General features: G+C 70.0%; 26 protein-coding genes and 1 riboswitch. Of the genes, 10 read left to right on the top strand and 16 right to left on the bottom strand.

Annotated elements, in window-relative coordinates:
- Window positions 1-12: 12 nt before the first annotated feature.
- The gene (locus ADK57_RS03645; RefSeq protein WP_053747866.1) at window positions 13-1,221 is read left to right on the top strand and encodes an alpha/beta hydrolase; all 1,209 of its coding nucleotides are present in this window, start codon (window positions 13-15) and stop codon (window positions 1,219-1,221) included.
- Here ADK57_RS03645 and ADK57_RS03640 read toward each other — a convergent pair.
- The 9 genes from ADK57_RS03640 to ADK57_RS03600 all read right to left on the bottom strand — a co-directional run bounded on the left by ADK57_RS03640 (window position 1,130) and on the right by ADK57_RS03600 (window position 11,080).
- Window positions 1,130-1,786 (bottom strand): trimeric intracellular cation channel family protein, encoded by a 657-nt coding sequence (locus ADK57_RS03640; RefSeq protein WP_053747865.1) that lies wholly within the window; start codon window positions 1,784-1,786, stop codon window positions 1,130-1,132. The two genes, ADK57_RS03645 and ADK57_RS03640, sit on opposite strands and share 92 nt — an antisense overlap.
- 84 nt (window positions 1,787-1,870) lie before the next feature.
- Complete coding sequence (locus ADK57_RS03635; protein WP_053747940.1) at window positions 1,871-3,091, bottom strand: ABC transporter ATP-binding protein; 1,221 nt, start codon at window positions 3,089-3,091, stop codon at window positions 1,871-1,873.
- A gap of 17 nt (window positions 3,092-3,108) precedes the next feature.
- Window positions 3,109-4,206 carry an ABC transporter ATP-binding protein gene (locus tag ADK57_RS03630; RefSeq protein WP_053747864.1) on the bottom strand — a complete coding sequence of 366 codons (1,098 nt, stop codon included), beginning with the start codon at window positions 4,204-4,206 and terminating at the stop codon, window positions 3,109-3,111.
- Complete coding sequence (locus tag ADK57_RS03625) at window positions 4,203-5,201, bottom strand: ABC transporter permease (protein WP_053747863.1); 999 nt, start codon at window positions 5,199-5,201, stop codon at window positions 4,203-4,205. The genes ADK57_RS03630 and ADK57_RS03625 overlap by 4 nt, the downstream gene beginning before the upstream one ends.
- A 110-nt stretch (window positions 5,202-5,311) precedes the next feature.
- A complete protein-coding gene (locus ADK57_RS03620; protein WP_053747862.1) occupies window positions 5,312-7,108 on the bottom strand; it encodes an ABC transporter substrate-binding protein in 1,797 nt (598 codons plus the stop codon).
- 109 nt (window positions 7,109-7,217) lie between these two features.
- Window positions 7,218-8,225 carry an ABC transporter permease gene (locus ADK57_RS03615; RefSeq protein ID WP_053747861.1) on the bottom strand — a complete coding sequence of 336 codons (1,008 nt, stop codon included), beginning with the start codon at window positions 8,223-8,225 and terminating at the stop codon, window positions 7,218-7,220.
- A gap of 309 nt (window positions 8,226-8,534) precedes the next feature.
- Entirely contained in the window at window positions 8,535-9,347 is an 813-nt protein-coding gene (locus ADK57_RS03610; RefSeq protein ID WP_053747860.1) for an enhanced serine sensitivity protein SseB C-terminal domain-containing protein, read from the bottom strand.
- Between the two features lie 191 nt (window positions 9,348-9,538).
- Entirely contained in the window at window positions 9,539-10,342 is an 804-nt protein-coding gene (locus ADK57_RS03605) for an enhanced serine sensitivity protein SseB (RefSeq protein ID WP_053747859.1), read from the bottom strand.
- A 69-nt stretch (window positions 10,343-10,411) separates the two neighbouring features.
- A complete protein-coding gene (locus tag ADK57_RS03600) occupies window positions 10,412-11,080 on the bottom strand; it encodes an AAA family ATPase (protein ID WP_053747858.1) in 669 nt (222 codons plus the stop codon).
- A 179-nt stretch (window positions 11,081-11,259) separates the two neighbouring features.
- A riboswitch (glycine riboswitch) is annotated at window positions 11,260-11,359 on the top strand.
- 189 nt (window positions 11,360-11,548) lie between these two features.
- On the opposite strand from ADK57_RS03600, the gene gcvT reads away from it, so the two are divergent.
- The 6 genes from gcvT (at window position 11,549) to ADK57_RS03570 (ending at window position 17,165) form a co-directional block, all read left to right on the top strand.
- Entirely contained in the window at window positions 11,549-12,682 is a 1,134-nt protein-coding gene (gene gcvT, locus ADK57_RS03595; protein ID WP_053747857.1) for a glycine cleavage system aminomethyltransferase GcvT, read from the top strand.
- Between the two features lie 110 nt (window positions 12,683-12,792).
- Window positions 12,793-13,170, top strand: a complete 378-nt coding sequence (gcvH, locus tag ADK57_RS03590) for a glycine cleavage system protein GcvH (RefSeq protein ID WP_053747856.1) — start codon at window positions 12,793-12,795, stop codon at window positions 13,168-13,170.
- Window positions 13,171-13,185: 15 nt separating this feature from the next.
- Window positions 13,186-14,463 carry a serine hydroxymethyltransferase gene (gene glyA, locus ADK57_RS03585; protein ID WP_053747855.1) on the top strand — a complete coding sequence of 426 codons (1,278 nt, stop codon included), beginning with the start codon at window positions 13,186-13,188 and terminating at the stop codon, window positions 14,461-14,463.
- 79 nt (window positions 14,464-14,542) lie between these two features.
- The gene (locus ADK57_RS03580; protein WP_053747854.1) at window positions 14,543-15,925 is read left to right on the top strand and encodes an L-serine ammonia-lyase; all 1,383 of its coding nucleotides are present in this window, start codon (window positions 14,543-14,545) and stop codon (window positions 15,923-15,925) included.
- A gap of 118 nt (window positions 15,926-16,043) precedes the next feature.
- On the top strand, window positions 16,044-16,601 hold the full coding sequence (locus ADK57_RS03575) for a glycoside hydrolase family 25 protein (protein ID WP_053747853.1): 558 nt from the start codon (window positions 16,044-16,046) through the stop codon (window positions 16,599-16,601).
- A 21-nt stretch (window positions 16,602-16,622) separates the two neighbouring features.
- Window positions 16,623-17,165, top strand: coding sequence for an MOSC domain-containing protein (locus ADK57_RS03570; RefSeq protein ID WP_053747852.1), 543 nt, complete (start codon window positions 16,623-16,625; stop codon window positions 17,163-17,165).
- Window position 17,166: 1 nt separating this feature from the next.
- Here the strand turns inward: ADK57_RS03570 and ADK57_RS03565 are convergent, their stop codons facing one another.
- The gene (locus ADK57_RS03565) at window positions 17,167-17,919 is read right to left on the bottom strand and encodes an NADPH-dependent F420 reductase (protein ID WP_420711837.1); all 753 of its coding nucleotides are present in this window, start codon (window positions 17,917-17,919) and stop codon (window positions 17,167-17,169) included.
- 33 nt (window positions 17,920-17,952) lie between these two features.
- The gene (locus ADK57_RS03560; protein ID WP_053747850.1) at window positions 17,953-18,960 is read right to left on the bottom strand and encodes a zinc-dependent alcohol dehydrogenase family protein; all 1,008 of its coding nucleotides are present in this window, start codon (window positions 18,958-18,960) and stop codon (window positions 17,953-17,955) included.
- 101 nt (window positions 18,961-19,061) lie between these two features.
- Here ADK57_RS03560 and ADK57_RS03555 point away from each other — a divergent pair, with 101 nt between their 5' ends.
- On the top strand, window positions 19,062-19,982 hold the full coding sequence (locus ADK57_RS03555) for an AraC family transcriptional regulator (RefSeq protein ID WP_053747939.1): 921 nt from the start codon (window positions 19,062-19,064) through the stop codon (window positions 19,980-19,982).
- Window positions 19,983-19,997: 15 nt separating this feature from the next.
- Here the strand turns inward: ADK57_RS03555 and ADK57_RS03550 are convergent, their stop codons facing one another.
- Window positions 19,998-20,675, bottom strand: a complete 678-nt coding sequence (locus ADK57_RS03550; protein ID WP_053747849.1) for a FadR/GntR family transcriptional regulator — start codon at window positions 20,673-20,675, stop codon at window positions 19,998-20,000.
- Between the two features lie 244 nt (window positions 20,676-20,919).
- On the opposite strand from ADK57_RS03550, the gene ADK57_RS03545 reads away from it, so the two are divergent.
- Window positions 20,920-22,638, top strand: coding sequence for a 2-isopropylmalate synthase (locus ADK57_RS03545; protein WP_053747848.1), 1,719 nt, complete (start codon window positions 20,920-20,922; stop codon window positions 22,636-22,638).
- Between the two features lie 61 nt (window positions 22,639-22,699).
- On the opposite strand, the gene ADK57_RS03540 is transcribed toward ADK57_RS03545, so the two are convergent.
- Window positions 22,700-22,912, bottom strand: coding sequence for an EF-hand domain-containing protein (locus ADK57_RS03540; RefSeq protein ID WP_053747847.1), 213 nt, complete (start codon window positions 22,910-22,912; stop codon window positions 22,700-22,702).
- A gap of 50 nt (window positions 22,913-22,962) precedes the next feature.
- Window positions 22,963-23,880: a MerR family transcriptional regulator gene (locus ADK57_RS03535; RefSeq protein ID WP_053747846.1), complete on the bottom strand. Its 918-nt coding sequence runs from the start codon at window positions 23,878-23,880 to the stop codon at window positions 22,963-22,965.
- A gap of 46 nt (window positions 23,881-23,926) precedes the next feature.
- On the opposite strand from ADK57_RS03535, the gene ADK57_RS03530 reads away from it, so the two are divergent.
- Window positions 23,927-24,586, top strand: a complete 660-nt coding sequence (locus tag ADK57_RS03530) for a GNAT family N-acetyltransferase (protein ID WP_053747845.1) — start codon at window positions 23,927-23,929, stop codon at window positions 24,584-24,586.
- A 22-nt stretch (window positions 24,587-24,608) separates the two neighbouring features.
- Here ADK57_RS03530 and ADK57_RS03525 read toward each other — a convergent pair whose 3' ends face one another.
- The gene (locus tag ADK57_RS03525; RefSeq protein WP_053747844.1) at window positions 24,609-25,790 is read right to left on the bottom strand and encodes a YncE family protein; all 1,182 of its coding nucleotides are present in this window, start codon (window positions 25,788-25,790) and stop codon (window positions 24,609-24,611) included.
- Window positions 25,790-26,402 (bottom strand): polysaccharide deacetylase family protein (locus tag ADK57_RS03520; RefSeq protein ID WP_053747843.1); only part of this gene is annotated, 613 nt, incomplete at its 5' end. The genes ADK57_RS03525 and ADK57_RS03520, both read right to left, overlap by 1 nt.

Here is a 26,402-nt window from a genome sequence, read left to right as displayed (position 1 = left end):
CTCTCCGGATACATGAGCCTCACCGGGACTTCGTTCCTCTGCACCCTGATCGCGCTGGCCGTCGTCGCCCTCGCGCTGCCGTTCGCGCTGTGGTCGCGGCTGCGGGGACCCCGGGCCCTGCGCGCCGCGGCCCGGGTGCTGATGCTGCTGTTCGCCCAGGGCACGGCGGTCGCCCTGGTCTTCGTGCTGGTCAACAACTCCAACAACCTCTACGACGACTGGGCCGACCTCCTCGGCACCGGCGACCACGTCCAGCAGGCCGCCGACCTGGGCGCCGACGGCACCGGCGGGATCGCGCTGGAGCGGTTGCCCAAGGTCCGGCAGACCTTCACGGAGGCCTCAGGGGTGCGCGTCACCCAGCTCAAGGGCCGGGTGTCGGGCGTGAACGCCGAGGTCTACGTCTGGCTGCCACCGCAGTACGACGAACCCGCCTACCGGCACCACAGGTTCCCGGTCGTCGAGCTGCTGTCGGGCTATCCCGGCTCGGCGAAGGCCTGGTTCGGGTCCCTCCACGCCGACGAACAGCTGCTGCCGCTGATGCGCCACAGCGAGGTCGCGCCGTTCATCCTGGTCGCCCCGCGCACCAACCTGCTGGCCGGCGTGGACCCGGGCTGCGCCAACATCCCGGGCACGGTGAACGCCGACAGCTGGCTCAGCGTGGACGTGCCGAGAATGGTCATGGCCAACTTCCGCGCCGAGTCCGCCCCGGCAGGCTGGGCGGTGGCCGGTTACTCGGCGGGCGCGCACTGCGCGGCGAAGCTCGCCGTCGCGCACCCCGACCGCTACCGGGCCGCGGTCGCCCTGTCCGGGTACAACGACCCGATCGGCGAACGCAGTTCGCTCGCCGCGCAGAACCCCGTCCTGCGCAACGCGAACAACCCCTACGTGCTGCTGCGCGAGGCCCGCACCCCGCCCCGGATCGCGCTCTACCTCTCCGGCCAGCCGGACGACGGCTACCAGGATGCCGTGGCCCTCGAACAGATCGCGAAGGCGCCGACGACCGTGCACGTGGTCTACATCCCGAAGAGCGCGGGCGGGCACACCATGGCGCTGTGGCGGCCCCAGGTGGTGCCCGCCTTCCGCTGGCTGACCGAACAACTGGGCCTCGGCGCCACCACTCCTCCCGCCACTACTCCTCCCGTACGGTCGACCGGCGGTTCCACGCACGCGGCGCTCGCCAGTGGAACCTCATGGCGAGCAGCCGCAGGACGAAGGCGGTGACGACCGCGAGGGCGCTGGTGAGCGGGTTGAGGACGTCGTAGTGGATGCACAGGACCACCATGGTGGCGCCGACCATCGCCGGGACCGCGTACAGGTCGCGGTCCCAGCGCAGCAGCGAGGGCACCTCGTTGGCCAGCACGTCCCGCAGCACACCGCCGCCGACCGCGGTGGCGAGGCCGAGGGCCGCCGACTGGGTCAGGCCGAGCCCGTACTCGTACGCCTTCGTCGTGCCGGCGACGCAGAACAGGCCGAGGCCGGCGGCGTCGAAGACGTTCACGCCGGCCTGGATGCGCTCCACGTGCGGGTGCAGGAAGAAGACCAGGAGGGCGGCGAGCAGCGGGGTGACGAAGTACCCGAGGTCGGTGAAGGCGGCGGGCGGTACGGCCCCGATGATCAGGTCGCGGAACAGCCCGCCGCCCAGCGCGGTCACCTCGGCGAGCACGGCGATGCCGAAGACGTCGAAGTTCTTGCGGACGGCCAGCAGGGCGCCGGAGATGGCGAAGACGAAGATGCCGACCAGGTCGAGCGTGTGCTGGACGGACGGGCTGAAAAGTTGCTGAAGCACTCGAACATTCTTACCCGACAGCGAGCCCCCGCCTTTCAAACGAAGGCGGGGGCTCGATCGTCGTGCGGGGTCGCCGCTCCGGAACTACTTCTCCTTGGACGGGGTTTCGCCCTGCGTGGACTCCCCCGAAGTGGCCTCGACCTCCGCCGCCACCGCCGCCGAGGTCTCCGCCGACTCCGCCAGCACCTCGTCCGCGACCAGCTCGGCCGCCTCCTTGGCGACGGACAGCAGCACCGTGTCCTGCGGGGCCTGGTCCTCGAAGTTCTCCGGGTGGTGGCAGGCGACCTGCTGACCGGGCTTCAGCTCGACGAGCGGCGGCTCGGTCGTCCTGCAGATCTCCGTCGCCTTCCAGCACCGGGTGTGGAAGCGGCAGCCGCTCGGCGGGGAGATCGGCGAGGGCACGTCGCCCTTGAGCAGGATGCGCTCGCTCTTGGCGTTCTTGCGCCTGGGGTCCGGGATCGGCACCGCCGACATCAGCGCCTTGGTGTACGGGTGCATCGGCGCCCTGTACAGCGCGTCGCGGTCGGCGAGCTCCACGATCTTGCCGAGGTACATCACCGCGATGCGGTCCGAGACGTGCCGGACGACCGAGAGGTCGTGCGCGATGATCACGTACGTCAGGCCCAGCTCCTGCTGGAGGTCGTCCAGCAGGTTCACGACCTGCGCCTGGATCGACACGTCCAGAGCCGAGACCGGCTCGTCCGCCACGACCAGCTTCGGGTTGAGCGCGAGCGCGCGGGCGATGCCGATGCGCTGGCGCTGACCGCCGGAGAACTCGTGCGGGTAGCGGTTGTAGTGCTCCGGGTTGAGGCCCACGACCGACAGCAGCCGCTGCACTTCCTTCTTGATGCCGCCCTCGGGCTCGACGCCCTGCAGCTTGAAGGGAGCGCCGACGATCGTGCCGATGGTGTGGCGCGGGTTCAGCGACGAGTACGGGTCCTGGAAGATCATCTGCACGTCGCGGCGCAGCGGACGCATGCCGCCCACGCCGAGGTGCGTGATGTCCCTGCCCTCGAACTCGACCTTTCCGGCGGTCGGTTCGAGCAGCCGGGTGATCAGCCGGCCCATCGTGGACTTGCCGCAGCCGGACTCGCCCACGACGCCGAGCGTCTCGCCGGAGCGGACCTCGAAGTCGATGCCGTCGACCGCGTGCACCGCGCCGACCTGGCGCTGGAGCAGCCCCTTCTTGATCGGGAAGTGCTTCTTCAGCCCGGTCACCTTCAGCAGGACCTCGCCGGGGGCGGCGTCCTTCGTGAGGGTGGCGCGCTCCTGCTGAGGAGCCTCGCCCTGCGCGGGAATGCTCACCGCTTTCTCGTCGTCACTCACAGCTTCGGCGCAATCTCTTCGGTCCAGATACGCTCCCGCTGCTCCTTGCCCAGGTGGCAGGCGGCCCAGTGCCGGCTGCCCACTTCGGCGAGCTCGGGGCGGACGGTGCGGGTGACGTTGTCCTTCGGGAGGTCCGCGTACGGGCAGCGCGGGTTGAAGGCGCAGCCGGACGGGATGTTGATCAGCGAGGGCGGGGAGCCCTTGACCGGGATCAGGCGCTCCTGCTGCTCGCGGTCCAGGCGCGGCATCGAGCCGAGCAGGCCCCAGGTGTAGGGGTGCCGGGGCTCGTAGAACACCTTGTCGGCCGGGCCCCGCTCGACGCAGCGGCCGCCGTACATCACCAGGATGTCGTCGGCGAGTTCGGCGACGACGCCCAGGTCGTGGGTGATGACGATGACCGCGGAGCCGAACTCCTTCTGCAGGTCGCGGATCAGGTCGAGGATCTGCGCCTGGACGGTCACGTCCAGGGCGGTCGTCGGCTCGTCCGCGATCAGCAGCTCGGGGTTGTTGACCAGCGACATCGCGATCATCGCGCGCTGGCGCATGCCGCCGGAGAACTCGTGCGGGTAGCTGTCGACCCGCTTGTCCGGCTGCGGGATGCCGACCCGGTCGAGCATCTCGACCGCGCGGCGCTTGGCGGTCTTCTTGTCGACGTCGTGGTGGATCCGGTACGCCTCCACGATCTGCTGGCCGATCGTGTAGTACGGGTGCAGCGCCGACAGCGGATCCTGGAAGATCATCGCCATCTCACGGCCGCGCAGCTTGCGCACGTAGTCCGGGTCGGCGGACAGGAGCTCGGTCCCGTCCAGCCAGATCTCGCCGGAGATCTGTGCCTTGCGCTTGCCGTACTGGCCGGCGGTGTGCAGGCCCATGATGCCGAGCGAGGTCACCGACTTGCCGGAGCCGGACTCGCCCACGATGCCGAGGGTCTTGCCCTTCTCCAGCTGGAAGCTGAGCCCGTCGACGGACTTGACCAGGCCGTCGTCGGTCGGGAAGTGCACCTTCAGGTCGCGCACTTCCAGGAAGGAGGTCGGGGCGGGCGAGGAACCGGTGGGCTCGCCCACGGCCGCTCCGCTCTTGCTGAGTTCGGTCATGTGAGCCTCACTCGGGGGTCGATCACGGCGTACAGGATGTCCACCACGAGGTTGGCGACGAGCACCGCGAGGGATGTGATCAGGGTGACGCCCACGATGATGGGCAGGTCCTGGTTGCGGATGGCGTCCAGTACGGCCCGGCCGAGGCCGGGCAGGTTGAACGTGGACTCGGTCAGGATCGCGCCACCGATCAGGGCCCCGAGGTCCATGCCGAGCATGGTCAGGATCGGCGTCATCGTCGAGCGCATGGCGTGCTTGCCGATGACGGTCTGTTCCTTGAGGCCCTTGGCGCGGGCGGTGCGGATGTAGTCCTCGCCGAGGATCTCCATCATGGTGGCGCGGGTGATCCGGGCGTACATCGCCGCGTACAGGAAGGCGAGGGTGATCCACGGCAGGATCATGCCGCCGAACCAGCCTCCGACGCTGTCCTCCAGGGGCACGTACTGCGCGTCGATCCATTTCAGCCCGAAGGCGAAGATCGCCAGGCTGAGCATGCCGGTGAAGTAGATGGGGAGGGAGACACCCGCGAGGGCGACGACCATCGCGCCGCGGTCCCACAGGGTGCCCCGCTTGAGCGCGGAGAGCACACCCGCCGCGACACCGAAGACCAGCCACAGCACGGCGGCGCCGAGCGCGAGACCCAGGGTCACCGGGAAGCGGTCGGTCAGCACCGGCCAGACGGCCTGCTCACTGCGGAAGGAGTAGCCGAAGCACGGTGCGGCGCAGTGGATGCTGTCGCCGCCGCCCGAGTAGGTGCGGCCGGCGAAGATGCCCTTGAAGAACTCCCAGACCTGGGCGTAGATCGGGTCGCCCAGGCCGAGCTTCTGGCGCACGCCCTCGACGGCCGCCGGGTCGGCCTGCTTGCCCACGAAGCTCGTGGCGATGTCCACGCCCGCCCACTTGGGGACGAGGAAGAAGATGCCGAAGACCACCATGATGATGACCACGAGCATCACTGCGGCGGCGAACAACCGCCTGATGAGGTAAGCGAGCACAGCTCTCGGCCCGCCGCGGACCGTGGGCCACCGGAGGTCGTCCGATGGCCCACGATCACGCTGCGCCGGCCTTCACCTGCCTTTCGTGCCGTGTGGCGGGTGTGCCGGGATTACTTGGCGGACTTCAGACCGAGGTTGACGAAGTCGTACATACCGCTGTAGCCGTCGGTGGTGTACACGTTCGCCAGGTTGTCCGAGCGCCAGTTGATGAACTTCTCGAAGACGAAGGGCAGGTAGTACGCGCCCTCCATCACCTTGTGGTTGATCTCCGTGGCGATCTTTTCCTTGCCCGCGTCGTCCAGCGTGGTGACGTAGGAGTCGAACAGGCCGTCGATCGTCTTGTCCTTGATCAGCGCGTAGTTGGAGTTACCGCTGTCCAGGATGTACTTGCTGTCCCACAGCGGCAGACCGAAGCCCTGCACGGACGGGAAGTCCGGACCCCAGCCCATGATGATGATGCCGAAGCCCTTCTTCTTCACGTTGGCGGGGCTGCCGATGATGCCGGTGGTCTGCGAACCGTCGTACTGCTCGATCTCGGCGGTGATGCCGATCTTCTTCAGCGACGCCTGCAGGGACTGGGCGGTGGCCACCTCGACCGGCTTGTTGTTGCGGACCGCGATGGTGGTGGAGAAGCCGCTCGGCTTGCCGCAGGCCTTCAGGGCCTCCTTGGCCTTGGCCTCGTTGCCGGTCTTGTTGGCACCCGCGAGCTCGTACGGGTCGTACTTCTGGCCCTCGGCGCCCGGGATCGACGGCGGCAGCATGTTGGTGCCGATGTCACCACCGGCGACCGGGCCGCCGCGCGCGGTCTGCAGCGACACGTGGTCGGCGCCGTAGATCACGGCCTTGCGGCACTCGACGTTGTCGAACGGCTTCACGCTCTGCGGGAAGACCGCGTAACGGATGTAGCCGGAGACCGGGTTGTCCAGGTTGGCCTTGTGCTGCTTCAGGGCGGTGGTGCGGCCCTGCGGCGACATGCCGGTCTGGTTGATGTCGAGGTCCAGGTCACCGTTGAGCAGACGCTGGTCGAGCTGGTTGGCGTCCGAGAAGAACTGGACGGTGATCTTGTCCGGGTAGGCCTTGCGGATCGGGTCCGAGGCCTGCTTCCACTCGGGGTTGCGGACCAGCGTGAGGTCCTTGCCCGGGCTGTACGACTGGAACTTGTACGGGCCGGAGGAGAACGGGTGCAGACCGTACTTGGACTTGGTGTCCTTGTCCTGGCGGACCGGGGAGGCCGAGACCAGGGCCAGCATCTCCTCGAAGTCCGAGTTGGCCTGCGGCAGGTGGAAGACGATGGTCTTGTCGTCGGGCGTGTCGATCGCCTTCAGACCCAGCTTGTCCGCGGAGGTGTCCTTGTACGGGCCCTTGTACTCGCCCTTGGGGTCGAGGACGTCCTTCAGGTAGACGGGGCCGCCGGACAGCACGTCCTGCGCCCACACGCGCTCGATGCCGTACTTGACGTCCTTGGACGTGATCGGCTTGCCGTCCTCCCATGTCACACCGTCGCGCAGCGTGTACGTGTAGGTCTTGCCGTCGTCCGTGATCTTGGCGGTCGAGGTCGCGAGGTCCGGGGTGATCTCGGCACCGGCCGCACCCGGCTCGGCCTTGCCCGTGACGAGCTGGCGGCTGTAGTAGCGCGCGAAGTTCCACATGAAGCCGTAGTAACCGCGCGTGGTGTCCCACGAGTCGGCATCCTGGGCGCCACCGAACTTCAGCGTGCCGCCCTTCTTGGCGGCAGAGGCCTGGGCGACCTTGTTGTTCGCGGCGTCGAAGCCGGCGGCACCGGTGCTCGAGCCGTTGTCGCCGTCGTCTCCACCGCCGCCGCACGCCGCCGTGGTCAGCAGCGCGGCGACCGCGGCGACAGCGGCAAACGCCTGCTTCCGCCGCCCTGAGGTGCGTTGGGTAGTCACGATCTCGGATCCTCCGGATTTGATGAGAGACCCCGTGTGAGTGCCACGGGACAGTTGGGGTGCTGAGCTTCAGCGGTTCAGCGGTTCAGCGGTTCAGCGGTTCGGCGGTTCAACGGGAAGCCTTCGGGTCCAGCGCGTCCCGGACGCCGTCGCCGAAGAGGTTGAAGGCCAGCACGGTGATGAAGATCGCCACTCCCGGGACCACCATGTACATGGGGTCCGACTCGTAGTAGTCGATCGCACTCGAGAGCATCTGCCCCCACGAGGCCGTGGGCGGCTTGACGCCCACGCCCAGGAAGCTGAGCGCCGCCTCGGTGAGGATGTTGGTGGGGATCATCATCGTCGTGTACACGACGATCGGGGCGACGAGGTTGGGCAGCAGTTCCTTGAACAGGATGTACAGCCGCCCCGCGCCCAGCGATCGGGCGGCCTCGACGTACTCGCGCTCACGCAGCGAGAGCGTCTGGCCGCGCACCACGCGCCCGATGTAGGGCCAACCGAAGAATCCGATGACCAGGATCATCACGAAGACACGCACACTCGACCCGGTCAGACCCAGCATCTCGTTCGGCATGACGGAGACCAGCGCGATGATGAACAGCAGCTGCGGGAACGCGAGCAGACCGTCCATCACCCGGCTGATCACGGAGTCGATCCAGCCGCCGAAGAACCCCGCGAGGATGCCCAGCACCGTTCCGAGGATCACGGCGACCACGGCGGACAGGAAGCCGACCAGCAGGGAGATCCGGGCGCCGTAGAGGATGCGGGCGAAGATGTCGCGGCCGTTGACCGGCTCGACGCCGAGCAGGTGGTCGCCGCTGATGCCGCCCAGGGAGCCCGTCGGGGTGCCGAAGAGCGGGTCGATGAGGCTCTCGTGATACTCGTTCGGGTCCTGCCCGAGGAGACTCGTGATGACCGGGGCGAGCAGCGCGATCACGACGAGGAAGAGCACCACGACGCCACCCGTGAGGGCGAGCTTGTCCCGCTTCAGGCGCTCCCAGGCGATCCGGCCCAGGGAACGCCCCTGTACGGCCTTCGCATCGGCGCTGGCCAGCGCCGCTTCTTCGGCCGCGCTCGGGGCCGCTTCCGCGGTCGGCTCGTGCAATGGTGCCGTCATCTGGCAGGGACCCCTCTCAACCGGCGGTAGCCGGCCCGCACTTGCCGCTGTGGCGGCGTTATCAGTCCGTCATACACAGGGACGAAAGGCCCCTGGTGCGGGAGTCTTCAACGCTTTGGCGATCTGTTGCCAGACTTGGCGGTGAAAGGATGCATAAACGTGATGCGAGCCGGAGGGTTCCGTTATCCGGACGGCGGGTAACGCGGGGCGGACGCAGACCAATGGGGACATTGGGGGGCGGGCAGGGATGATCCACCCAGTTCTACGCGCGAAGACGGAGCCGGCCTCCGGAGCCGGAGGATCGTCCGGTCAGTAACCGCCGTGGGCCGGCGGATAGCCGTAACCGGCCACCGGAGCCTGGGCCGAGGAGGGGGCCGGGGCGGGCGCGGCGTGGGCCTCGCGGTCGTAGAACGGGCGGGCGCCCGCCCGCATCCACAGCGCGACCGGGTCGTACTCGTCGGACATCGCCACGGTCGACACCGGCAGCCCCTCCGGGACCGCCCCGATCGACTGCTGCATCATCGCGCGCACCGAGTCGACGGCCGGCGGGCTGGTGTCGTACACGTCGAGACCGATGGCGAGATACGGCGCCCCGAGCGCGGGCTGCACCCAGGCGCGGCGCAACGCGCGGACGGCCGGGGTGCGGTGGGCGTTCTGCGCGAGCAGGGCGTAGAACTGCGGGATCTCGATGCCGGGCTCGGACAGCCGGAGCGGACCGGCCGGCTGACGCTCCAGGCCGGTGGCGATGCGGCGCAGGTCGAGCCAGGGGATGCCGACGCCGCCGCCGGGGGCGTGCGGGTTCAGCCAGAGGCCGTAGTGGTCGGGGTAGAGGGTGCGGGCGACGTCGACTCCGTCGACGACTTCGTAGGAGCGGTTCCAGCCGCTGGCCGAGAGTTCCTGAGCCGAGGTCACGCACGGGGCATAGCCGTAGCCGTCGACCTCCATGTTTCCGTACTGGGCGTCGGGGGAGCCTGCCTGGCCGTGCCAGAGGAGCATCCATACCTGGCCGGAGGAGGGGGTCGCGAGCGCGCGCAGGAGTGCCTCGTAGGCGTCGTAGCGCCCGGGCGTCACCTGGCGCAGCATGTGCTCGACCTGCCCGGCCGCGATGCCGCTGGCGCTCACCTGTACCGCCCCTTCGTGAAGTTGCATCGATATGAAACTCGATATGAAACCAGCTTATGTGGAGCAGCCGACAGCAACCGCCCAAGAGCTCGGGGCTTTCTGTCCTACGGCGGGTGCGGGTTCGTGCGGGTCGGTCGCGCCCCCGCGACGCAGCCGGATATCGATACCGCCCCGCGCCCCTGGGGGCGTTGCTAGTAGCCCTGCTGGTAGAAGGGCCGGACCTGCTCGCGCATCCAGTGGCCCACCGGGTCGTCCGCCACGTCCAGGAGGACCAGGTTGACCGGCCAGGGGGCCGGAGCCCGGCCCAGGGCCCTGGCCAGGGCGTCCATGGGGGCTGTACGCAGGTCGGGAGCCTCCCACTGGGAGAGTTCCACGCCTACGAACATCACCGGGTCGGCCGTCTCGATGGCGGCCAGGCAGCGGCGGGCCGTGAGGATGACGCCGGTCGCGGCGAACTCGGCCGAGGCCGCGGCGAGGAAGTCGACGGGGTCGTCCTGCCAGTCGGGTTCGTAGAGCTTGACCCGGCCGCCGCTCGCGGGGCCGTCCAGCGGGGTGCGGCCGGTGCGGCAGAGGTCGGCCACGGCGGGCGGGGGCAGCGGGACGCCGACCGTGCCGTCCGGGTTCACGGCGATGCCGACCTGCGGGGGCAGCCCGCGGGCGAACTCCACCGCCGGCGCGATGGTGTACGACAGGTGCGAGCCGACGACCTGGCGGAACTGCTCCTCGGAGCTGAACACCGGCACATAGGCCTGGCCGTCGATCTCCAGTGTGGGCAGGTCGAGCGGGCCGCTGTGCGGGCCGCCGCCGCCGGGCAGCGGGATCCACACGAAGCTGCGGCCGAGCACCTCGATGATGCGCCCGCCGGCCCCGGGTATGCCGAGGGAGGCGGAGAGCACCTCCTCCAGTTCGTTGCCGGGCCATCCGCCGTGCGGATGAGGGTGCGCCTGTGCCGGGAACTCCGAGAAGCCCGCTGGGAGATCCGCCGGGAAGTCCATCTGCTGCCTACCGCCTGCCGAGTACCGCTGCTGTGGCTGAAAGGCTAGCGGGTGCGGACCGCTCGGTGGTCAGCCCGTGAAGCCGATCCGGGTCAGTACGTTCGCCGCGTCCCGGTCGATCAGGACCGCCGAGGTGCAGCCCTGGGGCAGGTCGCCCTTCTCCACGCTGCTGATCAGGCGGGAGGCCGCGCCGCGGTGGCGCAGGAACGCGTACCGCGAGACTCCCCGGCCGCGTTCGCGCTGACCGGCCAGGGCCGTGTCGGCAGTGACGTCGAGGAGCAGCAGGTGCAGGGTGCCGCCCCGGCGGCGGGCCTCACGGGCCAGCCAGCCGCGCACCCAGGCCTGCGTACCGCAGTCGTGCACGACGACGCCCTTGCCGGAGCGCAGGGCGCGGCGCAGTCCGGCGTAGTGGGCGAGTCGCACGAGCGGGCGGTAGACCGCGTACGGCAGGAGGCGGGACAGCCTGCCGTCCCAGCGGTCGCGGGTGTCCTGGGAGTCGATCCGCAGGCCCTTGACCGTGCGCCGCATCAGCGTGGACTTGCCGCTGCCGGGCAGGCCGGTGATCACGACGAGGTCGCGGGGTCCGAAGAGCAGTGCGTGCGGGCTGTGACCCTCGCGCTCGCGCAGGTCGCGGAGGACGGGTGCCGGGCGCGCCCCGCACGCCTGGCGGGCCGGGGCCGCGGGCTGCTCGGGCAGCGCGACGGCCGAGGTCGTGGCGTACGCCGTGGTCCTGTTCACCGTGATCGTCCTCCCCTGGGGTGGGTCACGAGTTCCCCTCCCCGTCGAGTGTAAAGAGAAGGTAATACGCGGTGTCTCGCGTTTTCATGCGCTTACTGCCACAGGCCGGTTACAGATGCGGCCTGCCGCGCGCCGGGGATGCGTGCAATGATGTGCGCGCCAACTGCATACCGGCCGTTTGAATCCGCGCGGGAGAGTCCCCAGTCGTACGTCGCTGGGGCGCCGAAGGAGCAAGTCCCTCCCTTGAATCTCTCAGGCCCCAGTTACCGCGCGGGCGAGGCACATCTGAAAAGCGGGCCGCTGCGACAGCGGCTCCACCCAAGGTGCAAGTCGTGACCACCGTTTCGCGGGGTCACGTCGAACCTCTCAGGTTCCGATGACAGATGGGGAGGAACGACCTCACCCTCCCCCACGCTCGAATGCGCTCGCGCGGGAGGTGCCCCCATCGCCTTGGGAGACGACCGTCCGATGAGCAGCACCGCACCCCGTCACACCGCGCTCGATGCCCTGCATCGTGTCCTCGGCGCGACGATGACCGACTTCGCCGGCTGGGACATGCCCCTGCGCTACGGCTCCGAGCGCGACGAGCACAACGCCGTGCGCACGAGGGCCGGCCTCTTCGACCTCTCGCACATGGGCGAGATCACGGTCACCGGCCCGCAGGCCGCGCAGCTCCTGAACCACGCGCTCGTGGGCGACATCGCGTCCGTCGGTGTCGGCCGCGCCCGCTACACCATGATCTGCCGCGAAGACGGCGGCATCCTCGACGACCTGATCGTCTACCGGCTCGCCGAGACCGAGGCCGGGTCCTCTCACTACATGGTCGTCGCCAACGCCTCCAACGCCCAGGTGGTGCTGGACGCGCTCGTGGAGCGTTCGTCCGGCTTCGACGCCGAGGTACGCGACGACCGGGACGCGTACGCGCTGATCGCCTTGCAGGGTCCCGAGTCGCCGGGGGTTCTGAAGTCCCTCACCGACGCCGGCCTCGACGGTCTGAAGTACTACGCCGGCCTCCCCGGCACGGTCGCCGGTGTTCCGGCGCTCATCGCCCGCACCGGCTACACCGGCGAGGACGGCTTCGAGCTGTTCGTGAAGCCGGAGCACGCCGTCGAGCTGTGGCAGGCCCTGACCAAGGCGGGCGAGGGCGTCGGCCTGGTCCCCTGCGGGCTGTCGTGCCGCGACACGCTGCGCCTGGAGGCGGGCATGCCGCTGTACGGGCACGAGCTCTCCACGTCGTTGACCCCCTTCGACGCCGGGCTCGGGCGGGTCGTGAAGTTCGAGAAGGAGGGCGACTTCGTGGGGCGCGAGGCGCTCGCCGAGGCCGCTTCGCGCGCCGAGGCGAACCCCCCGCGCGTCCTCGTCGGCCTGGTCGCCGAGGGGCGTCGCGTGCCGCGAGCCGGGTACGCGGTCGTCGCCGACGGCGAGGTGATCGGCGAGGTCACCTCCGGCGCGCCCTCCCCCACGCTGGGCAAGCCGATCGCGATGGCGTACGTCGACGCCGCGCACGCGGCGCCGGGCACGCCGGGTGTCGGTGTGGACATCCGGGGCAGCCACGAGCCGTACGAGGTCGTGGCGCTGCCGTTCTACAAGCGCCAGAAGTAGACACTTGAGCGGTCCGTGCGCGTGACCCTGCGCACATTTCCGCTGCTCACGTGCGTTTCCAACAGTCCCTCACTCACCAGCACTCCCCCGCGTACAGGAGAATTCAGGCCATGAGCAACCCCCAAGAGCTGCGCTACAGCAAGGAGCACGAGTGGCTGTCGGCCGCCGCGGACGGCGTCTCGACGGTCGGCATCACGGAGCATGCGGCCAACGCGCTCGGCGATGTCGTCTTCGTCCAGCTCCCGGAGGTCGGTGCCACGGTGACCGCGGGCGAGACCTGCGGCGAACTGGAGTCGACCAAGTCGGTCAGCGACCTGTACTCCCCGGTCAACGGTGAGGTCACCGAGGTCAACGAGGACGTGGTCAACGATCCGTCGCTGGTGAACTCCGCCCCCTTCGAGGGCGGGTGGCTGTTCAAGGTACGCGTGGCGGAGGAGCCGGCCGACCTGCTCTCCGCCGACGAGTACACCGCCTTTTCCGCCGGCTGAGGAGTCGTACACCTGATGTCCGTTCTGAACACGCCCCTGCACGAACTCGACCCCGAGGTCGCCGCCGCCGTCGACGCCGAGCTGGTCCGCCAGCAGTCCACCCTCGAGATGATCGCCTCCGAGAACTTCGCGCCCCTCGCGGTCATGGAGGCTCAGGGCTCGGTCCTCACCAACAAGTACGCCGAGGGCTACCCCGGCCGCCGCTACTACGGCGGCTGCGAGCACGTCGACGTCGCCGAGCAGATCGCGATCGACCGGGTCAAGGAGCTGTTCGGCGCCGAGTACGCCAACGTGCAGCCCCACTCGGGCGCCTCCGCCAACCAGGCCGCGCTGTTCGCGCTGGCCCAGCCCGGCGACACCATCCTCGGACTGGACCTCGCCCACGGCGGTCACCTGACCCACGGGATGCGGCTGAACTTCTCCGGCAAGCAGTTCAACGTGGTCGCGTACCACGTGGACGACGCCGGTCTCGTCGACATGGCCGAGGTCGAGCGGCTCGCCAAGGAGCACCGCCCGAAGGTGATCATCGCGGGCTGGTCGGCGTACCCGCGGCAGCTGGACTTCGCCGAGTTCCGCCGCATCGCGGACGAGGTCGAGGCCTTCCTGTGGGTCGACATGGCGCACTTCGCGGGTCTGGTCGCGGCCGGTCTCCACCCCAACCCGGTGGAGTACGCCGACGTGGTCACCTCCACCACCCACAAGACGCTGGGCGGCCCGCGCGGCGGCATCATCCTGGCCAGGAAGGACTTCGCCAAGAAGCTCAACTCGTCCGTCTTCCCGGGCTTCCAGGGCGGTCCCCTGGAGCACGTGATCGCGGCCAAGGCGGTCTCCTTCAAGGTCGCCGCGTCGGAGGACTTCAAGGAGCGCCAGCGCCGTACGGTCGAGGGCGCGCGGATCCTCGCCGAGCGCCTCACCGCGCCGGACGCCCGCGAGGCCGGCGTCAACGTCCTGTCCGGCGGCACCGACGTGCACCTGATCCTGGTCGACCTGCGCGAGTCCGAGCTGGACGGGCAGCAGGCCGAGGACCGCCTCCACGAGGTCGGCATCACGGTCAACCGCAACGCCGTCCCGAACGACCCGCGTCCCCCGATGGTCACCTCGGGCCTGCGGATCGGTACGCCCGCCCTCGCCACCCGCGGCTTCACGGCCGACGACTTCGCCGAGGTCGCGGACGTCATCGCCGAGGCGCTGAAGGCGCCCTCTCCCTTCGAGGGGGGCGACGTGGAGGCGCTGAAGGCCCGGGTCGAGGCGCTGGCCGACAAGCACCCGCTGTACCCCGGTCTGAACAAGTAGTTCCTTTTTGTGGTGCGCCCCGCACACTCATCAGTGCGGGGCGCACATCCCCTGCGCCACCCTGTATTGAGGAGTCACCGTGGCCATCTCGGTCTTCGACCTGTTCTCGATCGGCATCGGCCCGTCCAGCTCCCACACCGTCGGCCCGATGCGCGCGGCCCGCATGTTCGCCCGCCGCCTGCGCAACGAGGCCCTGCTCGACTCCGTCGTGTCCATACGGACCGAGCTGTACGGCTCGCTCGGCGCGACCGGCCACGGCCACGGCACACCCAAGGCGGTGCTGCTCGGCCTGGAGGGCGACTCGCCGCGGACGGTGGACGTGGAGAAGGCCGACCAGCGGGTGGAGGACATCAAGGAGGCGGGCCGGCTGCGGCTCCTCGGCGAACACGAGATCGCCTTCGCCTTCGACAAGGACCTCGTCCTCCACCGTCGTAAGACCCTCCCCTACCACGCGAACGGCATGACCCTGTGGGCGTACGACGCCTCGGGGACGGAGCTGCTCACGAAGACGTACTACTCGGTGGGCGGCGGCTTCGTCGTCGACGAGGACGCGGTGGGCGCGGACCGCATCAAGCTCGACGACACGGTGCTCAAGTACCCCTTCCGCACGGGCGACGAGCTGCTGCGCCTGACGCAGGAGACCGGCCTGTCGATCTCCTCGCTGATGCTGGAGAACGAGCGGGCCTGGCGCACGGAAGACGAGATCCGCGCGGGTCTGCTGGAGATCTGGCGGGTGATGCAGGCGTGCGTCTCGCGCGGCATGTCCCGCGAGGGCATCCTGCCGGGCGGGCTGAAGGTCCGCCGCCGGGCGGCCATGTCGGCTCGCCAACTCCGGGCGGAGGGCGACCCCTTGGCGCATGCGATGGAGTGGATCACGCTCTACGCGATGGCGGTGAACGAGGAGAACGCGGCGGGCGGCCGCGTGGTGACGGCCCCGACCAACGGAGCGGCGGGCATCATCCCGGCGGTCCTGCACTACTACATCAACTTCGTGGCGGGCGCGGCCTCCGAGGGAGAAAAAGAGGACGGGGTGGTCCGCTTCATGCTCGCCGCCGGCGCCATCGGCATGCTCTTCAAGGAGAACGCCTCCATCTCCGGCGCCGAGGTCGGCTGTCAGGGCGAGGTCGGCTCGGCCTGCTCCATGGCGGCGGGCGCACTCGCGGAGGTACTGGGCGGCTCCCCCGAACAGGTCGAGAACGCCGCCGAGATCGGCATGGAACACAACCTCGGCCTCACCTGCGACCCGGTCGGCGGCCTGGTCCAGATCCCGTGCATCGAGCGCAACGGCATGGCAGCGGTGAAGGCGGTCACGGCCGCACGGATGGCGATGCGCGGGGACGGCTCGCACAAGGTGTCCCTGGACAAGGTCATCAAGACGATGAAGGAGACCGGGGCCGACATGTCCGTGAAGTACAAGGAGACGGCTCGGGGCGGGCTGGCGGTGAACATCATCGAGTGCTGACGCCTGTCGGCGACGGCCACAGGTTGACGTTTCCACGTCACGCGCGGATCACTCGTGCCAGGGTAGGACGGCAGTCACCGACCAACTCCTGTCCCCCCAGGCACTCAGGGAGTCCCCCATGCTGCGCGGCATCGATGTGAGCGCGTACCAGTCCTCCTCCTACGACACGGACGGTCTCTCCTTCGTCTTCATCAAGGCGACCGAGGGCCGTTCGTACGTCAACTCGAAACTCGCGGCCCAGACGAAGCAGGGCCGCGACGCCGGTCTGGTCGTCGGCTTCTACCACTTCCTCTGGCCGGGCAACCTCACGGCCCAGGCGGAGTACTTCGTGAAGCACGCCCCTGAGAAGGCGGGCGACATCCTGGCCGTCGACTGGGAGACCACCGGCGACGGCACGCACGCCACCAACGCGGAGAAGGACAGCTTCATCCGCAAGGTGAAAGCACTGCGGCCGAACAACAGGGTGATCTTGTACTGTAATCGCAATTACTGGCTGAACATCGACACCACGTCGTACGCGGGTGACGGCCTCTGGATCGCCGATTACGTCACGGCCGGCAAGCCCCGCATCAAGGCGAAGTGGCGCTTCCACCAGTACACCGACGATCCGCTGGACAAGAACGTGGCGGACTTCGCCGACAAGGCGGCGCTGCGCGAGTGGGCCCAGGGCGCCTGACATTTTGGAGGGTTTCGGGTCATGGGTGGGACGGTCGGCGCGGTCAGCAGCAGCGGCACGTACTCCTTCACCAAGCCGAACCGGGAGAGCATCACGCTGATCGCCGGGCTCGGGGTGGAGGGGGACGTGCATGCCGGTGCGACGGTGAAGCATCGGTTCAGGATGGAGAACGATCCCTCGCAGCCGAATCTGCGGCAGGTGCACCTCATCCACGAGGAGTTGTTCGACGAGGTACGCGGGGCCGGGTTCGAGGTGACGGCCGGGGAGCTCGGGGAGAACGTGACCACGCGGGGGATCGATCTGCTGGGGTTGCCGGTCGGGACCCTGCTGCACCTCGGGGAGGCGGCAGTCGTCGAGGTGACCGGGCTGCGCAATCCCTGCAAGCAGATCGACAACTTCCGGAAGGGGCTGATGAAGCAGGTCGTGGGGCGGGACGCGCAGGGAACCGTGAGGTTCAAGTCCGGGATCATGAGTGTCGTCGTCGCGGGAGGTGTGGTGCGGCCCGGGGACCCTGTGAAGGTCGTGCTTCCGGACGGGCCGCACCTGCCCCTCGAGATCGTGTGACCTATCCGCGACGCTCCGGCTTTCGTTCCGGGCTCGCCTCCGCCAGCGCCTTCGTGACCCCGTCGGTGTCGGCCCGCAGCCCGTACACCGGGGTGTCGGGCTGCTGGCGCCAGGAGTCGTCGAGGCCGCCCGCGTCGACCGTGTCGAAGCCGAGTTCGTCGATGAGGGCCCGCACCTTGCGCTTCGCCGCCTCGTCGTCGCCCGCGACCGGCAGTGCCATGCGGTCGGGGGCGCCGGCCGGGCGCGGGCGGTCCAGGAGGTCCTGGGCGTAGGTGCCGTTGAAGGCCTTGATCACGGGGTGGCCGAGTTGCCGCTGTGTCCACCGGCTCTCCGTGAGCCCCTCGTCGTCGATCTCCACGATCTTGCCGTCGCGCTGCCGGGGGTAGTAGTTGCCGGTGTCGACCACCGCGGCGCCGTCCGCCGCCTCGTCGAGCAGGCCGGCGGGCAGGTCCGGTACCGCCTTCATGGGGATCGTGACGATGACGATCTCAGCACCACGGGCCGCCTCCTCCACCGGTACGGGGGTCGCGCCCGTCTCCTCGGCCAGTGCGGTGAGCGTGTGCGGGCCGCGGGAGTTGGCCACGGAGACGTCGTGACCGAGGGCGGTGAGCCTTCGGGTGAGGTTGCCGCCGATGTTGCCCGCGCCGATGATGCCGATCTTCATGTCGGGTCTCGCCCTTCGGAGGTGTGCCGCGGAGCCTTCGGCTCCTGGTCCGCCGACACCAACCTCCGGGAAGGGCGGGCTGTTCCGCACCCGCGCCGAACGCGTGACGCATGGCGGGTGACCTCAGACCCGTACGACGATCTTGCCCGTGTGCCGGTTCGACTCCATCAGCCGGTGGGCGTCCTGGATCCGGTCGAGGCCGTCGAAGACCTCGGCGACGACCGGGCGGAAGCCGCCGTCGGCCAGTCCGGCGTTGAGAAAGGCGGTGGAGCGGCGGCGGCCGCCGGGTGTGGTGGTGAGGGTCATGTTCGCGTACGTGTGGATGGTGAAGGGCCAGTTCCAGGGGATCTCGGCGGGGCGGCGGTCCAGCCAGCCGTAGACCAGCACGGATCCGCCCTCGGCGAGTGCGTCGGCGAGCGGACGGAAGGCGGGGCCGCCGATCGCGTCGAAGATCACCTGGGCGCCGTGGCCACCGGTGAGCCGTCGGACCTCCTTCGCGACGACCTCCGAGCCGCCGTCCGGCTCTCCCGAGACGATCACTTCCGCCGCACCCAGGTCGAGCAGTTGCCGCCGCTTCCCCTCGGTGCGCGTCGTGGCGAGCGGGATCGCGCCGATGCGGCGGGCCACCTGGATCGCCGCGGTGCCGACCCCGCTGGATGCGCCGGTGATGAGGACGTGGTCGCCGGGCTTCAGACCCGCGGTCTCCAACAGTGCGCCGTACGCCGTCGTGTACGTCAGCCAGGCTGCGGCCCCGGTGACCGCGTCCACGGACGCGGGCCGTCGTACGACCGCGGTCTCGGGGAGGACAACCCGTTCCGCGTACACGCCCTGCGCGCTCATCTCGATCCCGGGGCCCGTCATCACGGGGTCGCCGACGGCGAGTTCGGTGACCCCCTCGCCGACGGCCTCGACGATGCCGGAGGCCTCGTAGCCGAGGCGGGAGGCGGGGAGCGCGGGCTGGTAGTAGTAAGTCCCGGCGCGGAAGAGGGCTTCGGCCCGATTCAGCCCCAACGCCTCTACGCGTAACGCCACTTGGCGGGGCCCGGGCTCGGGGACGGTCAGGTCCTCGATCTTCAGTACCCCGGGTCCGCCGATCTCATGAAAAAGCACGGTGCGTGCGGTAGTTGGCATACCGAAAACGCTATGACCCGAGGGCGAGACGATCCATGTCCATCGGTCTCGCCTTCCTGTCCGTACGTCTTCCTGACCGGCCCGGCGCCTACGGTGGAGACATGGACGTACTCAGCGACGCCGTCGCCACGATGCGCACCGGGCGGCCGCACTCCTCGCGCCGGGACAAGCACGCGCCCTGGGGCATGCGCTTCGAGGCCTCGGACGGGGCCGGGTTCCACGTGGTGCTGCGGGGGTCCGCGTGGCTGATCCCGGCAAAGGGCGAGCCGGTCGCGCTCGCGCCGGGTGACGTGGCGTTCCTGGCGCACGGGCGCGGGCACGCGCTGGCCAGTGGTCCGGACGTGGAGCCGGACGTCGTACGGCTGGGTCCGGACGGCAGGTGGCCCGAACCGCCGTCTCCCGAAGGGCAATCGGCTCCGGACACGGTCATGCTCTGCGGCGCCTACCTGCTCGACCGCAGCCGCGCCCACCCCCTGCTCACCGGCCTCCCGGAGGTCGTCCACCTGCCCGCCCGGGTCGGCGCCCATCGCTCGCTGCGGGCCGCGGTGGAGCTGCTGGGCGCGGAGCTGGAGGGGTCCCGGCCGGGTGCGGACACGGTGGTCACCTCGCTGCTGGACACCCTGCTGATCTACATCCTGCGGGCGTGGTGGCAGGACGAACGACACGGCTCGGGGCACCCGACCGGCTGGGCGGCCGCGCTCGCCGACCCGGCCGTCGCGGCGGCACTGCGCGCGATCCACGGCGACCCGGCCCACCTCTGGACGGTCGAGGAACTCGGCGCCCGCGGCGGCCTGTCCCGTGCGGCCTTCGCGCGCCGGTTCGCCGCGCTGGTGGGCGAACCGCCGCTGGCGTACCTCACCTGGTGGCGCATGACGACGGCCGGCCGGCTGCTGCGCACGGACGACCTCCCGCTCCGCCAGGTCGCCCGACGCACCGGCTACACCTCGGAGTTCGCCTTCGCCAAGGCGTTCAAGCGGGAGTACGGGGTGGCGCCGGGGCAGTATCGCCGAAGGGCCTCCTAGCCGCCGAAGGGCCTTCTAGCCGCCGAAGGGATCCTCCAGCTCCTTCCGAAGGATCTCCGCCGCGGCCTCCGCATCCCCGTCCGCGACCGCCCGGACCAACGCCGCGTGCGCGTCATCCGCGGTGTTCGGGTCATGGGCCCGCAGGCCGGTCAGGGTCAGCAACTCGACCAGCCCTTCCCGCAGGACCGGCGTGAACTGGGTGAACAGGTCGGCGAGTACGGGATTGTGCGCGGCGGCCACCACCGCCGCGTGGAAGACGATGTCGGCGTCGATGAAGGTCACGTCGTCGCCCGCCGAGGCCGCCCGGCGGCCCTCCAGAGCGAGCTCCATCGCCGTGACGTCCTCGGGCCTACGGCGGCGCGCGGCGAGCCGCGCCGCGTGGACCTCGACGGCCATGCGGACCTCGTACACATCGGTCACCGCGGCCCGGCGCAGCCGGGTGGGCCAGTCCTCGACGGGCTCGGTGGCGATGACGAAGACGCCGGCGCCCTGCCTCGGCTGCACCAGCCCGGCACCGGCGAGCGCGCGCAGGGCCTCGCGGACGGTGGAACGGCCGACGCCGAGTTCCTTGGCGAGAGTGGTCTCGCCGGGCAGCCGGGTGCCGACCGGCCAGTCACCGCCGGCGATCTGCTCGCGCAGACGCTCCGCGGCCTGTTCGACCAGGGGGCTGGGGCGGACGGCACCTGGCGGCACGGGGTTCACCAATCTGTCGGGCCCGTCGGGTATGTCGGGTCCGTCGGGCGACCGGGTCAACTTGTCTGAGGAGCTGAGTGATTTCACTTGTCTGAGGACCTGAGCAGTGGATAGCGTAATCGGCATGACGCTTCGCGGTCTCCTTCTTCTCGGCTGCCGCGGCGGGGCCTGACGCGACCGGCACCCCGCCGCGGGACGCCGTGCTGCCGGTCTCGTCCGACCGAGCCGAAGGCAACAGCAGACGATGACTGCGACTCCGTACGCCCGACCGCTGTGGAATCCCCAGCAGCCCAGCCCCATGCCGCACCACCGCTACCTCCCCTTCGACCAGCGCGTCCACGTGCCCGCCACCGACCGGCGCTGGCCCTCCGCCCGTATCGAGCGGGCCCCGCTCTGGGTCCCCGTGGACCTGCGCGACGGCAACCAGGCCCTCGCGGAGCCGATGGACACCACGCGCAAGCGCCGCTTCTTCGACCTGCTGGTGGCGACCGGCTTCAAGGAGATCGAGGTCGGCTATCCCTCGGCGAGCCGTGCGGACTTCGACTTCGTACGGCACCTGGTGACCGGCGACGCGGTGCCCGACGACGTCACGCCGGTCGTGTTCACCCCGGCCCGGCGGGACCTCATCGACCGGACCTTCGAGTCGATCGAGGGACTGCCCAGGGCGGTCGTGCACCTGTACATCGCGACCTCGCCGGTGTGGCGGGACGTCGTCCTGGGCCGGGACCGCGGCGAGGTGTGGCGGACGGTGCGCGAGGCTGCCGAGCACATGGCGCGGCGTGCGGAAGGCACGTCCGTGCGGTTCCAGTTCTCGCCGGAGACCTACAACCTCACCGAGCCGGACTTCGTCCTCGAACTGTGCGACGGGCTGACGGAGTTGTGGGACGCGAGCCCCGACCGCCCGGTCACGCACAACCTGCCCGCGACGGTCGAGATCGCGACACCGAACGTCTACGCCGACCAGATCGAGTACGTCCACCGCCATCTGTCCCGCCGCGACTCGGTGATCCTCTCCGTCCATCCGCACAACGACCGCGGCACCGGCGTCGCCTGCGCCGAACTCGCCGTCCTGGCCGGGGCGCAGCGCGTCGAGGGCTGTCTGTTCGGCAACGGGGAGCGCACCGGCAACGTCGACCTGGTGACCCTCGCGCTCAACCTGTACGCCCAAGGGGTCGACCCGATGGTCGACTTCGGCGACATCGACGCGGTGAGGGAGACGGTGGAGCACTGCAACCGGCTGCCGGTGCACCCACGCCACCCCTACGCCGGCGACCTCGTCCACACCGCGTTCTCCGGCACCCACCAGGACGCGATCAGCAAGGGCCTGGCCCATCACGCGCGCAGCGCGGCGGAGTCGGGGGTGCCGGAGGAGGAGGCGCCGTGGGCCGTGCCGTACCTGCCGATCGACCCGGCGGACGTGGGACGTTCGTACGAGGCGATCATCCGCGTCAACTCCCAGTCGGGGAAGGGCGGAGCGGCGTACCTGCTGCGCACGCACCACGGTGTGGACCTGCCGGAGCGCATGCGGCCGGACTTCTCGCGGGTGGTCCAGCGGGCCACCGACGACACCGGCCGGGAGATCACGGCCAAGGAGCTGTACGACCTGTTCCTCTCGACGTACGTCGTCGAGGACGGCGAGGTGGCCCTGGACGCCTGGTCCGTCCACCGCGACGCCTGCGGCGCCCACCGCTTCGTCTGCACCCTGCGCACCGGCGACCGTACCGGCGACTACGAGGGCACCGGCCCGGGCCCGGTCTCCGCGTTCGTCGACGCCCTGACCGGCGCGGGCCACTCCGTGACCGTCCTCGACCACGCCGAACACACGACCCCGGACGGCGAGACCACGGCCTACGCCGAGTGCCGCGTCGACGGCACCGGGCACTGGGGCGCCGCCCGGGCCACGTCGGCCGTCGCGGCGTCGGTGCAGGCGGTGCTGTCGGCGGTGAACCGGGGGGTGCGGTGAGGGAGGTATGAGGGAAGGGGGAAGGGGGGCACCCCATGGGCGCCCCCCCTCACCACCCGCGTCACTTGTCCAGGTAGGCCCAGAACTCGTCGAACGACAGCACCTTGTCCCCGTTGAGGTCGCGGGACTTGATGATGACCTCGGCGACCGAATCGGTGACGTTCCAGTCGCCTTCCTGGGCCAGGGCGGTCTTGAACTCGGCGGCGGTGATGAAGCCGTCACCGTCAGTGTCGATCCGCTGGAAATGTTTGCGTGCTTCTTCGATGTCCGCCACCGATCCGCCCCTTTTTCTCGTACCTTGCAGTCCTACTGACGCAGGTCAGATTAACGGCCCGCCCTGGCCCGCAGCGCAGCGACCACCCAGCCGAACTCCTCCGCGTGCCGCAGCCCCGGCTCGTGACCGTTCACGAGAGCGATCAGCTCGCGGTAGCGGTTGGCCTGCGTGTGGAACCCGGCCTCCAGGCGTTCCAGGACGGCGGCCTGGTCTGCGCCCGGGCCGAGCAGCTCGTCCAGGACCGCGTCCGCCTCGGGCGCCTCGGGCGCGATGCCCTGCTCGCGAGCCTGCCCGGCCAGCTCCACCAGCCGCTTGAAGAACCACATCGAGGCGCCGGACGGTGTGTCGGGGCCGCGGTCCTGGGCGTTGAACTCGACCATCCGCCGCATCCGGACCCGGAACTTTGGGTCCTGCACCATTTCCGCCAGCTCCACCCAGGCGTCCACCTGCTGCGGGGTCGGCTCGTCGGGCAGGTCGACGGCGGTGTGCCGCAGCCGATGCCTGATGTCCGGGTCGGCGTTGTCGAGCCCGTGGAACACCTCCTCCACGAACTCCTCCATGATCCGCCTGCGTTCCGCGGCCGACAGCCGCGCCAGCTTGTTCATCAACGTCATCTCCTCCGCGGTCGAACCGCGTCGCGCCACGGTCGACAGCACCGCACGGGTCACCTTCAGGGAGCGGATCTGCGCGTCCAGCGCCACCACGTGCGCCGCCGCGACCTGCGCGACCGTCGTCTCACCGGCCAGCACCCGGCGTACGTCCTGCAGGCCGAGGCCCAGCTCGCGCAGGGTGCGGACCAGTTCCAGGCGGGCGACGGACGCGGCGGCGTACAGCCGGTAACCGCCCGTCGACCTGGTCACCGGGGGCAGGGCGCCCTCGTCGGACCAGTAGCGGATGGTGCGTACGGTCAGCCCGGTCGCCCGGGCCAGTTCTCCGATGGTGAGGAGTCCGGTGCCGTCGTCGATCATGTCTGCGAGTGTGGGCCTTCCAGTGGGTGGAGACTCAAGGAGCGCGATGGGGGCGGTCGTGGCGGAGACCTTGCGGAGCATTCTCGACGCGGCGGCGCGGGGCGTCTTCCCGGCCGCGGACGGCCGTACGACCGTCGTGCCCCAGCCCTCCCACCGCGACGCCGGGGTCTTCGCGTTCACCGCGCACTCCGTCGTCTTCACGGACGAGGATCCGCGGTGGGTGCACGAGGCTCTGCGCGCCGTCGACTGCGACGCCCTCGCCGCGAGCATGAACGCGCGGTTCCTCGCGGCCTTCATGGAGCGTACGGGGCGCGGGAGCGACACGATCGACGTGATGACGGTCGGTGCTCCACTGCCGGGTGAGCCGCCGCTCGCGCTGACAAAGATCGACGACCCCGATCACCCGAGGGTGGTGAGTTCCCGCAAGCGGCGCGATGACGTGCGGGTATGGGCCGCGGACGGCGGCGTGCTCGTGCTGGGGCGCGGGGTCGCCGGGCGGCTGGAGGTCGCGGTCGAGGTGGACGAGGACGTACGGCATCGGGGGCTCGGGCGTGCGCTGGCGCACGCGGCGCGGCAGCTGGGCGGGGATGAGCCGGTGTGGGCCCAGGTCTCGCCGGGGAACGCCCGCAGTCTGCGGGCGTTCCAGGCGGCCGGCTATCTGCCGGTGGGGTCGGAGGTGCTGCTCAGCGCCCGCCGCGTCAGCTGACCACACGTCAACTGGTCGTGGTTCAGCGGAAGATGCCCGTGTGGCCGAGCGAGTAGCGGCCCGGCTGCGGATAGACCGCGAGGCCGTGCGGGCCGCTGCCGACGGGGATGCGGGCGAGCTGGGTGCCGGTGCGGGTGTCGATGGCGTACACCTCCGCGTCGTAACGCCCGGACAGCCACAGGACCTTGCCGTCGGCGGAGACGCCGCCCATGTCGGGGCTGCCGCCCTCGGGCAGGTGCCACTTCTTGGTGAGCTTGTTCTGCGTGAAGTCGAAGACGGAGACGGTGCCTTCGCCACGGTTGGAGACGTACATCTCGCGGGAGTCGCGGCTGACGTAGAGGCCGTGGGTGCCCTTGCCGGTGGGCAGGAGGGTCGGCTTGGTGAACTTGTCGCCGTCCAGGACCCACATGCCGTCGGCCATCATGTCGGCGACGTAGAACCGCTTCCCGTCGGGCGAGATCTTCACGTCCTGCGGCATGGCGCCGTCGAACGGGAGCTTCTGCTGTCCGACGACCTTCATCTTCTCCGTGTCGACCTTGAGCAGCTCGCCGCTGAACTCGCAGGAGACGATGAAGTACTTGCCGTCGAGGGAGAAGTCGGCGTGGTTGACTCCGTAGCAGGTGACCGGCTCGGTCTTGATCCGCTTCATGGTGTGCGGGTCGAGGAAGGCGAGTTCGCGGTCGAGGGAAGCCATCACGACGGCGTACTTGCCGTTGGGCGTGAAGTAGAGGTTGTACGGGTCGTGCACCTCGACCGGCTTGCCCGCCTTCCCGGTCCTCGGGTCGATCGGGGTGAGCGTGTGGCCGCGGTTGTTGTTGACCCACAGGGTTTTCAAGTCCCAAGAAGGCACGACGTGTTGGGGTTGCCTTCCGACGGGGATCGTCTCGATGATCTCGTACGTCTTCGGGTCGATCACCGAGACGGTGTCGGACTCGCTGTTGGGCACGTAGACCCGGGACGGGAAGTCCTTGACCACCGGGGAGAGCTTGCCGGGGCGGTCGGCCGCGTACACGTCCTCGGGGTCGAGGACGGGCGGCATCCCGGGCAGGCCCTGCACCTTCCTCTGCTTCGGCGGCGCGGGTACGGGGGCCTTGGTGACCCGGGTCTCGCCTGCGCGGTCCTTGGTGGTCTCGGTGCCGCAGGCGGCCAGCGCGGTGAGGGCGGCCAAGACGGCGAGGGCGCTCTTGGTGAGGGTGCGGTGCATCAGCTCAGCAGCTCCGTGGTGGTGACCGCGCGCAGTCCGCGGCGGTCGAGTTCTTCCAGTACGGCGGGGAGCGCGGCGAGGGTGCCCGCGTACCCGAAGTGCAGGCTCACCACGGATCCGTTGCGGATCTCGCCGAGGACCTTGCGGGTGACGGCTCCGGCGCCGGGCGAGGTGGAGTCGAGGGAGTCGACGTCGTAGGAGAGGACGTGCGGGTAGCCCGCGTCGTACGCCAGGCGTTCGACGAGGGGGGAGGCGCGGGCGGCGCGGGACGGGCGGAACCAGGTGCCGATGGAGCCGGTGAGGCTGTTCAGGCGCTGGGCGCAGCCGGTGATCTCTGCACGGGCCTCGGTCTCGGACATCGCGTTGATGTCGAGGTGGTGGAGGGTGTGGTTGCCGAGGTCGTGGCCGCCGTCGAGGATGCGGCGGGCCAGGTCGGGATGTTCGTCGAGCCAGGCGCCGACGGCGAGGACGGTGACCCGGGCGCCGTGCCTTTCGGCTTCGGTGAGAAGGGCCCGGGCGATGGCGGGGTCGCCGCCGCCGTGGAAGGTGAGGGGGAGGCGGGGGTGGGTGCGGGGGCCGTGGGCGAGCTGGGTGGGGTGCGCGGGGTAGTGG

The organism is Streptomyces sp. MMG1533 (genome assembly GCF_001279775.1).
Taxonomy (GTDB): Bacteria; Actinomycetota; Actinomycetes; order Streptomycetales; family Streptomycetaceae; genus Streptomyces.
This window is presented reverse-complemented; position numbering and strand designations above follow the sequence as displayed.

Coding starts and splice junctions, on each gene's coding strand:
- ADK57_RS03530 (WP_053747845.1), top strand. CDS start 23,927: ATGGGGGCGGTCGTGGCGGAGACCTTGCGGAGCATTCTCGACGCGGCG.
- ADK57_RS03645 (WP_053747866.1), top strand. CDS start 13: ATGAGCCTCACCGGGACTTCGTTCCTCTGCACCCTGATCGCGCTGGCC.
- ADK57_RS03560 (WP_053747850.1), bottom strand. CDS start 18,960: ATGCCAACTACCGCACGCACCGTGCTTTTTCATGAGATCGGCGGACCC.
- ADK57_RS03545 (WP_053747848.1), top strand. CDS start 20,920: ATGACTGCGACTCCGTACGCCCGACCGCTGTGGAATCCCCAGCAGCCC.
- glyA (WP_053747855.1), top strand. CDS start 13,186: ATGTCCGTTCTGAACACGCCCCTGCACGAACTCGACCCCGAGGTCGCC.
- ADK57_RS03575 (WP_053747853.1), top strand. CDS start 16,044: ATGCTGCGCGGCATCGATGTGAGCGCGTACCAGTCCTCCTCCTACGAC.
- gcvT (WP_053747857.1), top strand. CDS start 11,549: ATGAGCAGCACCGCACCCCGTCACACCGCGCTCGATGCCCTGCATCGT.
- ADK57_RS03525 (WP_053747844.1), bottom strand. CDS start 25,790: ATGCACCGCACCCTCACCAAGAGCGCCCTCGCCGTCTTGGCCGCCCTC.
- ADK57_RS03570 (WP_053747852.1), top strand. CDS start 16,623: ATGGGTGGGACGGTCGGCGCGGTCAGCAGCAGCGGCACGTACTCCTTC.
- gcvH (WP_053747856.1), top strand. CDS start 12,793: ATGAGCAACCCCCAAGAGCTGCGCTACAGCAAGGAGCACGAGTGGCTG.
- ADK57_RS03605 (WP_053747859.1), bottom strand. CDS start 10,342: ATGGACTTCCCGGCGGATCTCCCAGCGGGCTTCTCGGAGTTCCCGGCA.
- ADK57_RS03535 (WP_053747846.1), bottom strand. CDS start 23,880: ATGATCGACGACGGCACCGGACTCCTCACCATCGGAGAACTGGCCCGG.
- ADK57_RS03630 (WP_053747864.1), bottom strand. CDS start 4,206: ATGACCGAACTCAGCAAGAGCGGAGCGGCCGTGGGCGAGCCCACCGGT.
- ADK57_RS03615 (WP_053747861.1), bottom strand. CDS start 8,225: ATGACGGCACCATTGCACGAGCCGACCGCGGAAGCGGCCCCGAGCGCG.
- ADK57_RS03555 (WP_053747939.1), top strand. CDS start 19,062: ATGGACGTACTCAGCGACGCCGTCGCCACGATGCGCACCGGGCGGCCG.